At 70.7% G+C, this 13,317-nt stretch carries 11 protein-coding genes; 7 read left to right on the top strand and 4 right to left on the bottom strand.

What is annotated here, in order from left to right:
- The 3 genes from ACIRRY_RS43250 to ptsP form a co-directional block, all read left to right on the top strand.
- Positions 1-180 (top strand): hypothetical protein (locus ACIRRY_RS43250; RefSeq protein ID WP_366097336.1); only part of this gene is annotated, 180 nt, incomplete at its 5' end.
- A 247-nt stretch (positions 181-427) separates the two neighbouring features.
- Positions 428-877, top strand: a complete 450-nt coding sequence (locus tag ACIRRY_RS43245; protein WP_403984334.1) for a PTS glucose transporter subunit IIA — start codon at positions 428-430, stop codon at positions 875-877.
- A 78-nt stretch (positions 878-955) separates the two neighbouring features.
- Positions 956-2,626, top strand: a complete 1,671-nt coding sequence (gene ptsP / locus ACIRRY_RS43240) for a phosphoenolpyruvate--protein phosphotransferase (RefSeq protein ID WP_403984332.1) — start codon at positions 956-958, stop codon at positions 2,624-2,626.
- 70 nt (positions 2,627-2,696) lie between these two features.
- Here ptsP and ACIRRY_RS43235 read toward each other — a convergent pair whose 3' ends face one another.
- Together ACIRRY_RS43235 and ACIRRY_RS43230 are read right to left on the bottom strand one after the other, a co-directional pair.
- A complete protein-coding gene (locus ACIRRY_RS43235; protein WP_403984330.1) occupies positions 2,697-3,593 on the bottom strand; it encodes a hypothetical protein in 897 nt (298 codons plus the stop codon).
- A gap of 22 nt (positions 3,594-3,615) precedes the next feature.
- Positions 3,616-4,824 (bottom strand): MFS transporter, encoded by a 1,209-nt coding sequence (locus ACIRRY_RS43230; protein ID WP_403984328.1) that lies wholly within the window; start codon positions 4,822-4,824, stop codon positions 3,616-3,618.
- A 111-nt stretch (positions 4,825-4,935) separates the two neighbouring features.
- Between ACIRRY_RS43230 and ACIRRY_RS43225 the strand changes: the two genes are divergently transcribed.
- The gene (locus ACIRRY_RS43225) at positions 4,936-6,261 is read left to right on the top strand and encodes an aminotransferase class I/II-fold pyridoxal phosphate-dependent enzyme (RefSeq protein WP_403984326.1); all 1,326 of its coding nucleotides are present in this window, start codon (positions 4,936-4,938) and stop codon (positions 6,259-6,261) included.
- 21 nt (positions 6,262-6,282) lie between these two features.
- On the opposite strand, the gene ACIRRY_RS43220 is transcribed toward ACIRRY_RS43225, so the two are convergent.
- Entirely contained in the window at positions 6,283-8,259 is a 1,977-nt protein-coding gene (locus ACIRRY_RS43220) for an acetoacetate--CoA ligase (protein WP_403984324.1), read from the bottom strand.
- A gap of 215 nt (positions 8,260-8,474) precedes the next feature.
- Between ACIRRY_RS43220 and ACIRRY_RS43215 the strand changes: the two genes are divergently transcribed.
- Complete coding sequence (locus ACIRRY_RS43215; protein WP_403984322.1) at positions 8,475-10,841, top strand: TIM-barrel domain-containing protein; 2,367 nt, start codon at positions 8,475-8,477, stop codon at positions 10,839-10,841.
- A 2-nt stretch (positions 10,842-10,843) separates the two neighbouring features.
- On the opposite strand, the gene ACIRRY_RS43210 is transcribed toward ACIRRY_RS43215, so the two are convergent.
- Positions 10,844-11,380, bottom strand: a complete 537-nt coding sequence (locus ACIRRY_RS43210; protein WP_403984320.1) for an NUDIX domain-containing protein — start codon at positions 11,378-11,380, stop codon at positions 10,844-10,846.
- A 234-nt stretch (positions 11,381-11,614) separates the two neighbouring features.
- On the opposite strand from ACIRRY_RS43210, the gene ACIRRY_RS43205 reads away from it, so the two are divergent.
- Both ACIRRY_RS43205 and ACIRRY_RS43200 read left to right on the top strand, forming a co-directional pair.
- Positions 11,615-12,040, top strand: a complete 426-nt coding sequence (locus ACIRRY_RS43205; protein ID WP_403984318.1) for a Zn-ribbon domain-containing OB-fold protein — start codon at positions 11,615-11,617, stop codon at positions 12,038-12,040.
- Positions 12,037-13,227, top strand: coding sequence for a lipid-transfer protein (locus ACIRRY_RS43200; protein WP_403984317.1), 1,191 nt, complete (start codon positions 12,037-12,039; stop codon positions 13,225-13,227). Before ACIRRY_RS43205 ends, ACIRRY_RS43200 begins: the two co-directional genes overlap by 4 nt.
- The last annotated feature ends 90 nt before the right edge of the window (positions 13,228-13,317 follow it).

Below are 13,317 nucleotides of genomic sequence, written 5' to 3'. Positions count from 1 at the left end.
TCAACATATCTGGCGTTGATTTTTGGCACGCTGTTGAGTTCTCAAGGAACGGACGCTTCCTTTGTACTCACCCTCTCGGGCTTTCCTCCGGGCTTCCCTTCGGTGTTCCAAACTCTATCAGTGTTTTTCCGGCCCCCTGACCACCGTCCTGCAGGCATGCAGAAGATGACCCCGGGATAGGATCTGACAAGTTGGGTGCTGCCAGGTCAAGCAAAGACGCTTGATCGCGTCGCTCGGCCTCAAGCAGGAGTACGACTGTACATGCGGCCGTAGAGCAGGTGCAAATCGATTAGAGGTGTGGTCTAGACCACTAATCCGGACCTCTCAGGCGGAACCCGTACTACATATGACATACCCTGCTGCTCAGTGTGCCGTCCGGGACAGGCAGTGACGGCCCCATCACATATCCACCCCTGGGAGGCTTCCCATGACCAGCGTGACGTCCCCTCTTGCAGGACGTGCCATCGGACTGACCGAGGTGCCGGATCCGGTCTTCTCCGGGGCCATGGTCGGCCCCGGCACAGCCATCGACCCCGTACGTGAGCCCTCCGAGGCCGTCTCTCCCGTGGACGGAGTCATCGTCTCGCTCCACCCGCACGCCTTCGTCGTCGTGGACAGCGAGGGACACGGCGTGCTCACTCACCTCGGTATCGACACCGTGCAGCTCAACGGCGAGGGCTTCGAGCTGCTTGTCAACAAGGGCGACACCGTGACCCGCGGCCAGAGCGTGGTGCGCTGGAACCCGGCCGCCGTCGAAGCCGCCGGCAAGTCCCCGGTGTGCCCGATCGTGGCTCTCGAAGCCACAGCAGAGGCCCTCTCCGGTCTCCGCGAGGACGGCGACGTGAAGGCCGGCGACAGCCTCTTCATCTGGGCGTGACGTCAGGCCGTCGTAATGACGGTGTGCAGGACAACCAACGCGGCGGCGGGACCCGCCGCACTATCGGAGACGGGTGAGATGGAGACAACGCTGCGAGGCGTCGGTGTGAGCCACGGTGTGGCGATCGGCGAGGTTCGGCACATGGGGACGGCGGTTCTGGAACCGCCTGCCAAGCAGATTCCGGTGGAGGACGCGGAGCGTGAACAGGGGCGCGCCCGCCAAGCCGTGGACGCTGTGGCGGCCGACCTGATGGCGCGCGGCAATCTGGCGGGGGGCGAAGCCCAGGCGGTGCTCGAGGCGCAGGCCATGATGGCCCAGGACCCCGAGTTGATGGCGGACGTGGATCGCCGGATCGCGGTCGGCAGTACCGCGGAGCGGGCCGTGTACGACGCCTTCGCCGCCTACCGTGCTCTGCTGGCCGGTGCCGGTGAGTATCTCGCCGGCCGGGTGGCCGACCTCGATGACGTGCGGAACCGTATCGTCGCCCGATTGCTCGGGGTGCCGATGCCTGGTGTTCCGGACAGCGACGAGCCGTACGTCCTTATTGCTCGCGACCTTGCGCCTGCGGATACGGCGTTGTTGGACCCGACGCTCGTGCTCGGTTTCGTCACCGAGGAGGGTGGGCCGACCAGTCACAGCGCGATCTTGGCGCGGGCGCTCGGTGTGCCGGCCGTGGTGGCGCTGCCGGGGGCCGGGGAGTTGGCCGAAGGCACGCTGGTCGCCGTGGACGGCAGCACCGGCGAGATCTTCGTGAACCCCAGTGCCGAGAAGAAGGAGCAGTTGGAGGCTGCGGCCGCCGCACGCAAGGCCGCTCTCTCCGCTTCTACGGGTCCTGGTGCCACCTCCGACGGACACAAGGTGCCGTTGCTGGCCAATGTCGGCGGTCCTGCTGACGTGCCCGCCGCCCTGGAGGCGGGGGCCGAGGGTGTGGGGCTCTTCCGTACCGAATTCCTTTTCCTGGACGACAGCAAGAACGCGCCGTCCGAGGAGAAGCAGGTCGAGGCCTATCGGAAGGTGCTCGAGGCGTTCCCCGAGGGACGTGTCGTCGTGCGGGTGCTGGACGCCGGCGCGGACAAGCCGCTGGACTTCCTGACGCCCGCCGACGAGCCGAACCCGGCCCTGGGTGTGCGCGGGCTGCGTTCGCTGCTCGACCACCCCGATGTGTTGCGGACTCAGCTGACCGCGCTCGCGAAGGCCGTCGAGGGTTTGCCTGTCCACCTTGAGGTCATGGCCCCGATGGTCGCGGACCGTGCGGACGCGAAGGCATTCGCGGACGCGTGCCGGGAGGCGGGGCTGCGGGCCAAGTTCGGTGCGATGGTGGAGATTCCGTCGGCCGCGCTGCGGTCGCGCTCGATTCTGCAGGAGGTCGAGTTCCTGTCGCTGGGGACCAACGACCTCGCGCAGTACACCTTCGCCGCCGACCGTCAGGTGGGCGCGGTGTCCCGTCTGCAGGATCCGTGGCAGCCCGCGCTGCTCGACCTGGTCGCGATGTCCGCCGAAGGGGCGAAGGCCGAGGGCAAGAGCTGTGGTGTCTGCGGTGAGGCCGCGTCCGACCCGCTGCTGGCTTGTGTGCTGACCGGTCTGGGTGTCACCTCCCTTTCCATGGGCGCGGCTTCGATCCCTTATGTGCGTACGGCGTTGGCGAAGTACACGCTGGCGCAGTGCGAGCGGGCCGCGCTCGCCGCACGGGCCGCGGACAGTGCTGAGGAGGCGCGCGCCGCCGCTCAGGCGGTGCTGTCCGGCGAGTAGTCGGGCGGGAAGCCGTCCGTCGGCAGTTGTTCAGGGGCGCCTCACCAGTGGTGGGGCGCCCCTGGCGTGTTCAGTGGTGGTGTCCTCCCGGGGGCTGCTCCAGGTCTCCGAGGTCTGGCGGTACGCAGTAGTCGACGCCTGATTCCGGGGAGATGAGGTCGCCGGACTCGACGTCGGTGCAGTAGGCGTCGAAGACCTCGCCGGCGGTCAGGGCTTCCAGGCCGTCGCCGCGCAGGCGCCAGCCATAGATGCGGTCGGTGGTGTTCGGGCTGGTGGTGCGCATGACGAGGCCGCCGGGGCTTCGGGTGGCGAGGCCGAGGGCGAGGACCGTGGTGAATTCGAGGGCCTCGGCCTCGTCCAGGTGAGTGGCGCCGTCCTCGTCCTCGTCGGCGTGGAGGACGGCGACGATGGTTTCCGGTTCCGCCGCGACGCTGCAGACGAGGTGTCGGTTGCCGGGGCGGGCGGTGTCGAGGATGCGGACGAGGAGGCCGGAGGCCTGGGTGAAGGCGGCGCGGCCGATGTCCTCGCCGCAGGAGGCGCAGGCGCCGAGGCGGGAGAGGAGTGTGGTCGCGTACTCCCAGGTCGCCTGGCGGACGGCCTCGTCGACCAGCGCCGGGAGGAGGTCGGCCAGTGGCTGGCCTTCGTAGAGCAGGGTGGGGCCGGTGGCCGCGAGTTCGGCTGTGAAGCGGGTTCGGCTCGACGGGTTGTCGGGGTCGAGGCCGCTGTCGGCGCAGAACTCGGCGTATTCCTCGGGGTCGAAGAGGGCCACGCTGGTGTGGCTGCCCTGGAGGGCGCGGCTCCTGAGGAGGGCCTCCACCTGCTGGAGGTAGGCGGTGTGGTCGTCGAAGGTGAAGCTGCGGTAGCGCCGCATGGCGCTGAAGTCCTGTTCGTCGGTCAACAGGCCGATGGTGCCGGCGATTTCGCGGCGCAGTACGCGTCGCATGGTCTGGTTGTCGGTGTGCGCCATGTTTCCCCCTGTGCGCGGTCGATCAATGCTCACTCACAGTAACCGGCGGCACTGACAACGGCGTCCGAGCGAGCGGGGCGCGGACCAGGCGGTGCTGAATTATGCAGGTCAGAGCGATGATGGCGCCGAAAGCGGTCCAGCCGAAGGGGCCGGTGGCGATGGCGGCGGTGACGGCCAGTGGCCCGATGCTGCGCTGGGCGGACTGGGCGAGTCCGTGTACGCCGAGGTAGGAACCCTGCGCGGTGTCGGGTGCGAGGGCGACGGAGAGTTCCCACGAGATGGTGGCGTGGAGCATTTCCGCCAGGGTGAAGGCCGTTGCCGAGGCGGTGAGGAGAAGCGCGGCGGTGACGGCTCCGCCGGTGGCAGAGAGCGCCAGAGTCGTGCCGCCGAGGACGAAGGCGGCGGAGAGCGGTATCAGCAGGTTGCGGGTGGCCACTGTCGTGGTGGCGAGTCGGGCCAGGGGGACTTGCAGGGCCACGACCATCACGTTGTTGAGAACCATCAGCAGGGGTGCCAGGCCGTGCGGTGCGTCGCTGGCGTGGGCGATCCACAGCGGCAGGCCGACCTTGAAGACGGCGTCGTCGAGGAAGAGGACGGTCTCGGTCGCGACGTATGCGAGGTAGGTGCGGTCGCGCCAGGGGTTCGGTGGTCTGGTCGCGAGTGGCGTGTCCTTCGATGTCGCGACGGTGCGTTGCGGTGACGGGGGTTCGCCGCAGCCGAGGGTGAGGGTCGCGACCGCGACGAAGGAGAGGGCGTCGCCGAGGAGGAGCCAGTGGTACGCGGCGGTCGTGCCGAGGGCGAGTGCCGCTGCGGCGGTGAGGCCGCCCAGGGCCCAGCCCGCGTTGGCCGCGGTGCGGCTGATGGCCTGATAGCGGATGCGATCGGGCCCTGCCACGCGGGTGGCGTAGAGCCTGGTGAGCACGTTGGCCGCACGGTCTCCGAAGCCGCCGACGGCCGAGACGGTGATCAGCAGGGCGTAGCTGTCCGTGGTGAGGAGGGCGAACGAGGCCAGGGCGCGCAGGAGTTGGAGGGCGACGAGGACGCGGGTGAGCGGGAACCGGTCGGCGAGGTGGCCGCCCAGGGGTGCGCCGGCGATGCCGATGGCTCCGGCGATCGCTGCGAGGGTGCCCACCTGGGCCACGGAGAGATGCGAGACGTAGGTGAAGTACAAGACGGACACGGAGGCCCACAGACCGCTGCCGGTGCGGTCGACGAGGGCGATCGCGAGCATCCTGCGACCGTCGCGTCCTCCGGGTATGCGTTTTCGCCGTGCGGCCGCGCGACGCGTGGTGTCCACTGCTCTCCCTTGCACTGAATTATGTATTGATACATAATCACCGATGTGGCAATACAATATGGGACCAGTGGTACGACGGCCAAGGGGATTGCCGCGTCCATCGAACGGCGTGTGGCCGAGGGGGTGTTGGGCCCGGGGGCCGCGCTGCCTCCGGTGCGGCGGCTCGCGGACGAGCTCGGGGTGAGTCCGGGAACCGTCGCCACGGCGTACAAGGAGCTGCGGCAGCGGGGCATCGTCGTCACGCGTGGGCGGGGCGGGACGGTGGTGGCACAGGCTCCTGCGGTGGCGTCGCGGCGGCCGCCCCGGGTTCCGGCAGGTCTGCGGGATCTGGCCGGCGGGCATCCCGATCCCGCGTTTCTGCCCGCTCTCGTGCCGCCCTCACGGTTGTCTCCAGGTGCGCGGTCCCATCGGTCGACGCCTCGGTTGGCGCGGTTGGAGGAAGCCGTGCGGCACTGGCTTCGGCCCGACGGTGTGCCCGTGGAGCATGTGACCTTCGCGCACGGTGCGCTGGATCTGATCGGGCGGCTGCTGTCCGTGGAGTTGCGGCCCGGGGACGCCGTGGCCATGGAGGATCCCGGGTATCACCATCTGCTGGATCTGGTCACGGCGTTGGGGCTGCGGATGGTGCCGGTCGCCGTGGACGACGAGGGGATGCGTCCGGATGCGCTGCGCGCGGCGCTGCGGGTCGGTGCGCGCGCCGTGGTGTGCAGCCCTCGGGCGCAGAATCCGTACGGGGGCTGTTTCTCGGCCTCGCGTCGGGACGCGCTCGTCGAGGTGCTCCGGGACGAGCCGGAGGTGCTGGTCGTGGAGAACGATCACGCTCCCGCCGTGTCGGCCACTCCCCTGTGGTCGCTGACGTCCGGTGGGCTGTCGCGCTGGGTGCATGTGCGGACCGTGAGCAAGTTCCTCGGCACGGACCTGCGGTGGGCCGCGGCGGCCTGCGATCCGATCACGCTGGCACGGCACGACGGGCGGTTGCTGCTGACGTCCGGCTGGGTCAGTCATCTCCTCCAGGAGACCGTCCATGGGCTGATGACGGACGACGGCACGCGCGCGCTGGTCACGCGCGCGCAGGAGGCGTACAGGCTGCGCCGGGAGGCCCTCCACGAGGAGCTGCGCGGGCGGGGCATCGAGGCTCATGGGGCGAGCGGGATGAATCTCTGGGTGCCCGTGCGGGACGAGTCGGCGGTGGTCAACGGGCTGCGGTCGTACGGCTGGTGGGTCGCCGCCGGTGCGCGGTTCCGGCTGTCGTCCGGGCCGGGTGTACGGATCTCCGTCGCCGAGCTCGAACCGGCCGACGCGGTACGGCTGGCCTCGGACTTCGCCGCTGTGCTCGGCGAGGGCGAGTCCGAGGCCACCTATGGAGGATGATCGACCTCTACGGGAGGTCGATCAGGCGCGTTTGCGGGCGAGCTCCTCGTAGAAGCTCAGCAGGCCGAGGTTGTCGATGGAGCCCGGGTTGACCGCCTTCTCCAGCGGGGTGCCCTGGAGGAGGCGTTTGACCGGGACCTCGATGCGCTTTCCGGTGAGGGTGTGCGGGACGCCGGGGACTTCGATGACCTCGTCGGGGACGTGGCGTGGGGAGAGTTGTTCGCGGATGGTCTGCTTGATGCGGCCCAGGAGTGCCTCGTCGAGGACGGCTCCGGGGGCGAGGTGTACGAAGAGGGGCATCCAGTAGCCGCCGTCGGGCTGTTCGATGCCGATGACGAGGGACTCCTTGATCTCCGGGAGCCGCTCGACCGCTTCGTAGATGTCGGCCGAACCCATGCGCACGCCTTGCCGGTTGAGCGTGGAGTCGGAGCGGCCGTGGATGACTACGGAGCCTCGGGACGTGACGGTGATCCAGTCTCCGTGGCGCCACACACCGGGGTAGGTGTCGAAGTAGCTGTCGTGGTAGCGGGTGCCGTCGGGATCGTTCCAGAAGTAGACCGGCATGGACGGCATGGGGTTGGTGACCACGAGTTCGCCGACCTCGTCGACCAGGGGTTCGCCGTTCGGGTCCCAGGACTGGAGGTCGGTGCCCAGGCCGGGGGCCTGGAGTTCGCCGATGTACACCGGGAGGGTCGGTACGGCTCCCGCGAAGCAGGAGCAGACGTCCGTGCCGCCGCTGACCGAGGCGATCCACAGGTCGGCTCCGCTGTCTGCGAACTCCTCGTGCAGCCAGCGGAACCCGTCCGGCGGCAGCGGTGATCCGGTGGTGGCGACGCACTGCACCTGGGAGAGGTCGAAGTCGCGGGACGGGTGCACGCCGGCCTTGCGGCAGGCCATGACGTACGCGGCCGAGGTGCCGTAGAGGGTCGCTCCGGTGCGTTCGGCGATGCGCCACTGGGCGCCCGTGTCGGGGTACCCGGGGCTGCCGTCGTAGAGGACGATCGTCGTGCCCGTCAGGAGGCCGGAGACGAGGAAGTTCCACATCATCCAGCCGGTGGACGTGTACCAGAAGAAGCGGTCCTCGGGGCCCAGGTCGCAGTGCAGGCCGAGTTGTTTGAGGTGTTCTACGAGGATGCCGCCCTGGGACTGGACGATGGCCTTGGGGAGGCCTGTCGTGCCCGAGGAGTAGAGCACCCACAGGGGGTGTTCGAAGGGGACCTGTTCGAAGACGGGTTCCACGTCGGCCGAGGTCAGGGACGACCATTCCAGGGCGCCTTCGGGGGCGTCGGTGCCCAGGAGGGGGATGTGGACGACGGCGCGCAGGGTGGGCAGTTCGCGGCGGAGTTCGGCGACCGTGTCGCGGCGGTCGTGTTCCTTGCCGCCGTAGCGGTAGCCGTCGACGGTGAACAGGACGACCGGTTCGACCTGTTGAAAGCGGTCGAGGACGCTGCGGGCGCCGAAGTCGGGGGCACAGGACGTCCAGACGCCGCCCACGGCCGCCGTGGCGAGCAGGGCGACGACGGCCTGCGGGATGTTCGGCAGGTAGCCGCTGACGCGGTCTCCGGGGCGTACGCCGAGGGTGCGCAGTTCGGCGGCCAGGGAGCCGACCTGGCGGCGGAGCTCGGACCAGGTGACCGGGGTCGGCTCGTGGGTCTCGTCGACGTACAGGAGGGCCGGTTCGTCCGCGCGGGTGGCCGTCGCGCGCAGGGCGCGCTCGGCGTAGTTGAGGGTCGCTCCGGGGAACCAGTGCGCGCCGGGCATCGAGCGGTCGCCGAGCACACGCGCGTAGGGGGTCGAGAACCGCACGTCGAACCATTCGGTGACGGCCTGCCAGAAGGTGTCCAGTTCCGCGACGGACCAGCGGTGCAGTGCCGCGTAGCCGCCGTCGGCGGGGGCTCCGTGGTGTTCGGCCGCCCAGGTCTGGAACCTGGTGACCTGTGCCTGGGCGATGCGTTCCGGATCTGGCTGCCAGAGCGGCAGGGGGTTCGCGGTCGACATGGGGCGGCTCCCGGGACTGTGCGCGTCGTGTGCGTCCGTCGCGCACGTGCGGGGGTGTGCGCGTGACGCGGCTGACACGGACGATGCCATGTGATCGACTTCCGCACCAGGGCGCGCCCCCACATGGTCCGTGTCGTGAACATGTGGCCCCACCACGGGTGAACGGCAGTTGAACGACGCGGTTATCCGGGACCTGTAATGGCAGGGTGAGCAGCATGGACGGTCGTGACCTGGTGCGTTCGGTGAAGGTGGTCGGTTCGACGGGGGCGGCGCAGGGTTTGCGTACCGTACGGGCGGCGTGGCGCAGGAGGCGTGCCGACGCCACCGGGCTGCCCGCGCGAGGGGCTGAGCGGGCGCGGGTGCCCGGGCCGGTGCGGGAGGCCGAGCCCGGGCCCGGCGGCGGGATCATCCGGTTCAGCCGTTCCGAGCTGCGCATCACGGTCGCCGCGAACGGAGCCGTCTTCTGGGGCTGGGACGGGGCCGGTCCGGAGCCGTCGTACGCGCTCGGCGGGCGGTGTCCCGAGCCGGATCCCCGGGCCGTCCTGGAGCCGGACAAGGACGGTGGCTGGCGGGTCGTGGCGGAGCGGGTGACGGTCTCCGTGTCGCGGCACGGCGCGGTCGAGGTGCGTACGCCCGGTGGTGTGACGCTGCGCCGGGATCTGCCGCCGCGTTGGTGGGAACCGGTGGGCGGTGGAACGGCGCGCTGGATGCAGCGGTCGGAGGTGGCGGCGGACGCCCGGTTCTTCGGGCTGGGCGGGCGCGCGTCGGGCCCCCGGTTGCGCGACGGGACGTACCGGCTGTGGAACACCGACCCGGGGCGGCCCTTCGCGCCGGGTGACGATCCGCTGTACGTCACCATGCCGGTGCAGTTGGTGGTCGCCGACGCGGCCACGCATCTGGTGTTCCACGACACCTCCTGGGACGGCACGGTGACGCTGCGGGAGGGCGAGGAGGGTGCCGGTTCCGGGCACGACCGGGCGGGGGCGTCCGAGCTGCGGATGGACGGCGGTCCGCTGCGCTGCTGGGTGATCGTGGGTACCCCCGCGCGCGTGCTGCACGCCTGGGTCTCGCTCACCGGTGCTCCCGCGCTGCCGCCGGCCTGGGCGCTGGGGCACCATCACGCGCGGTGGGGCTTCGGCAGTGAGCGGGAGGTGCGGCGGATCGTCGCCGGCTACCAGGAGCGCGGGCTGCCGCTGGACGCCGTCCACCTGGACATCGACCACTACGACGAGCACCAGGTGTTCACGGTCGACCAGGAGCGCTTCCCGAAGTTGCCGGTGCTCGCCGAGGAGTTGCGGCGGGACGGCATCCGGCTGGTGTCGATCGTCGACCCCGCGGTGAAGGCCGAGCCGGGAAACGCCGTCCACGACAGCGGGATGTCCGAGGACGCCTTCGTGCGGGACGCCTCGGAGCGGCTGGTGCGGGGCGTCGTGTGGCCCGGGGAGGCCGTTTTCCCGGACTTCACGCACGCGCGTGTGCGGGAGTGGTGGGGAGGGCTCTACCAGGAGCGGCTCGCGCAGGGCTTCGCGGGGTTCTGGCACGACATGAACGAGCCCACGTCCTTCACGGCCTTCGGGGAGTCGACGTTGCCCCGTTCGGCCCGGCACGACCTGGACGGGCGGGGCGGTGACCATCGTGAGGCGCACAACGTGTACGCGCTGTGCATGGCCAGGGCCGCCTACGAGGCGTTGCGCGAACTGGCCCCCCAGGAGCGGCCGTTCCTCTTCTCGCGCTCCGGGTGGGCCGGGATGCAGAACTACGGGGGCACCTGGTCCGGCGATGTGGCCAGCGGCTGGCCGGGGTTGCGGGCCTCGTTGTCGCTGGTCATTGGGCTCGGGCTGTGCGGGGTGCCGTACTCGGGTCCGGACGTGGGCGGCTTCGACGGGAGTCCCTCGCCCGAGCTGTATCTGCGCTGGTTCCAACTCGGCGCGTTTCTGCCGCTGTTCCGCACCCACGCGAGCCTGCGGGCGGGGCGTCGGGAGCCCTGGGAGTTCGGTGCCGACGTGCTGGAGCACGCGCGCGCGGCGCTCGTCGAACGGCGCCGGCTGCTGCCGTACTTCATGACGCTGGCGCACTTGGCGCGGCGGACCGGAGCGCCCTATGTGCGGCCCCTCTGGTGGGGTGCGCCGGAGGATCGTGCGCTACGGGACTGCGAGGACGCCTTCCTGCTGGGCGACTGTCTCCTGGTGGCGCCGGTGCTCTATCCGGGGTCGGACCGGCGTGCGGTGCAGTTGCCGAGGGGGCGCTGGTACGACACGGAGACGGAGCAGGTCTACGAGGGGCCGGGCCAGATTCTCGTCGACGCCCCGTTGTCGCGGATTCCGGTGCTCGCGCGCGCGGGTGCCGTCCTGCCGGTGCGGGGCGCGGACGGCGCGCTGGAGCTCGAGGTGTGGGCGCCCGCCCGGGGGCGGACCGGGGGCGGGCTGGTGGTGCCGGACGCGGGCGACGGGTGGGAGGAGTCGGAGATCGAGCGGTACGTCGCCCGCTGGGAGGGCCGGCGGGTGGTCGTGGAGCGGGAGTCGGAGGACGGTGTGAGCGCGCCGTCCTACCCGGTGCGGGTGCGCGGGCTCGGTGCGGGCTGACCTCAGATGTACCGGCCTTCGAACCAGGCCTTGACGGCCACGGAGTGCAGCGGGAATGCGAGTTCCTCCGGCCGGCGCAGGAGGTGCCAGCCCTCGGTCTCGTCGGTGGGGACGGACTTGGGCAGGCCCTCGACCGGGCGCTCGGGGAGCACGCCGAAGAGCAGGAGATGCCCGTCGGGCGAGCTGATGGCGTCGACGAGCCGTACGTCGCGGCTCGCGGCGTCGATGCCCGTCTCCTCCCGGAGTTCGCGGACGAGGGCCTGTCGCCAGTCCTCGCGGTCGTCGACGTAGCCGCCCGGCAGGGCGACGCCTCCGCGCGCGGGGGCGACGGTTCGGGTGATGACGACCAGGGCGGTGCCCTTCGTGTCGTACACGGGCTGGAGTGCGACGGCTACGGGCAGCGGGTTGCGGTACGCGACGGTGCCGCAGGCCGGGCAGGTGCGGGGCCAGCCGGAGACGCCCTCTCCGTAGGGCGATCCGCAGCTCGAACAGTGGGAGTTCGGCCCGGAGTTGGGGACGGAGGCTTGAGTTTCGGACACTCGGCGGACTGTATCCGATCAAGCGGAGGGCGTCTTTCCGGGGGCCGCGCGAGTGAACGGGAAACGGCCGGAACCACCCCCGTGGGCCCCGGCCGTCTCCCCGGTATCACGACGCGGTAGGTGGCCGGATGGTTCACCGAAACGCCCTGCTCATTTTCCGTTGCCCGTGGCACACTTCTGACGTTCCGTCAGATCCAGTGCTGTGGAGGGACGTTGTCGCGAACACGCACACCTGTGGTCACCGATTGGTTCACCGGGGACGGGGACGACTTCCGGTTGCTCGGCACGCGTTGCTCGGCGTGCGCCTCGGTCTTCTTCCCGCGTGAGGACGGTCATTGCCGCAATCCGGGCTGCCCGGGCGGCGAGCTGGAGGAGGTCCCGCTGTCGCGGCGCGGCCGTGTCTGGTCCTACACGGACAGCCGGTACCGGCCACCGTCACCGTATGTGAGCGATCCGGAACTTCCGTGGGAACCGTACGCGTTGATCGCTGTGGAGCTGGAGTCCGAGCGGATCGTGGTGCTGGGACAAGCGGTTCCCGGGATCACCGTCGCCGATCTGGCGGTGGGCATGGAGGTGGAGGTCGTCCCCGGAGTGCTCGACGAGGACACGGAGACGACCTGGACGACCTGGCACTGGCGGCCTACGGGGGTGGCGGCATGACGGCGGACGTGGCGGTGCTCGGCGCGGGCATGCACCCCTGGGGGAAGTGGGGGCGCGGCTTCGTCGAGTACGGGACGGCGGCGGCCCGCGCGGCGCTCGCCGACGCCGGGCTGGAGTGGCGGGACGTCGGCTCGATCGTCGGCGCGGACACGGTGCGTGGCGGATATCCCGGCTATGTGGCGGGCGCGACGTTCGCCAAGGCGCTGGGCTGGCAGGGCGCCCGGGTGGCGAGCGTGTACGCGGCGTGCGCGTCCGGGGCGCAGGCCGTCAACGCCGCGCGGGCGCAGCTCCTTTCGGGGCTCGCGGACGTGGTCCTGGTCGTGGGCGCCGATGCCGCGCCCAAGGGGTTCTTCCGGCCGGCCGGCGGGGACCGGCACGACGATCCGGACTGGCTGCGCTTCCGGGTCCTCGGCGCGACCAATCCGACGTACTTCGGGCTGTACGCGCGCCGGCGGATGGCCCTCTACGGGGACACCCCCGAGGACTTCGCCCAGGTCAAGGTGAAGAACTCCGCCCTGGGTGCGCTGAATCCGTACGCGCGCTACCGCAAGCGGGTCTCCGCCGAGGAGGTCGCCGCCTCCGCGGTGGTCGCCGATCCGCTGCGGCTGCTGGACATCTGCGCCACCTCCGACGGCGGGGCCGCCCTGGTGCTGTCGACCATGGCGTTCGCGCGGCGGCACGGGGCGGCGGACCCGGTGCGGATCCGCGCGGTGTCCACGGTGACGCCGCGCTATCCCAACACGGTGCTGGACCTCCCGGACATCGCCACGGACTCCGCGGCGGCGGTGGCACCGCCGGACGAGACCTTCCGGGCGTCGATCGCGCGCGCGGCCTACGAGGAGGCGGGCATCGGCCCGGAGGACCTCTCCCTGGCCGAGGTGTACGACCTGTCCACCGCCCTGGAGTTGCAGTGGTACGAGGATCTGGGGCTGTGCGGCGAGGGCGAGGGAGCCAAGCTGCTGCGGGAGGGCGCGACGGCCCCGGGCGGGCGCATACCGGTGAACGCGAGCGGTGGGCTGGCCTCCTTCGGGGAGGCCGTTCCGGCTCAGGCGATCGCCCAGGTCTGCGAGCTGACCTGGCAGTTGCGGGGCGACGCGGGCGACCGGCAGATCGCGGGGGCGCGGGTGGGACTCACCGCGAACCAGGGGCTGTTCGGGCACGGGTCGGCGGTGCTCGCCGTGCGGTGACCGACGACGGCCCGCGCACACCGTGTGATCAGCGCGCAAGGCTGCGTGAACGTCTTATGAACTGGGCCTGGGCGTACGCCGGTGGCGTCA

This window comes from Streptomyces sp. NPDC101776, assembly GCF_044766845.1.
GTDB lineage: Bacteria > Actinomycetota > Actinomycetes > Streptomycetales > Streptomycetaceae > Streptomyces.
This window is presented reverse-complemented; position numbering and strand designations above follow the sequence as displayed.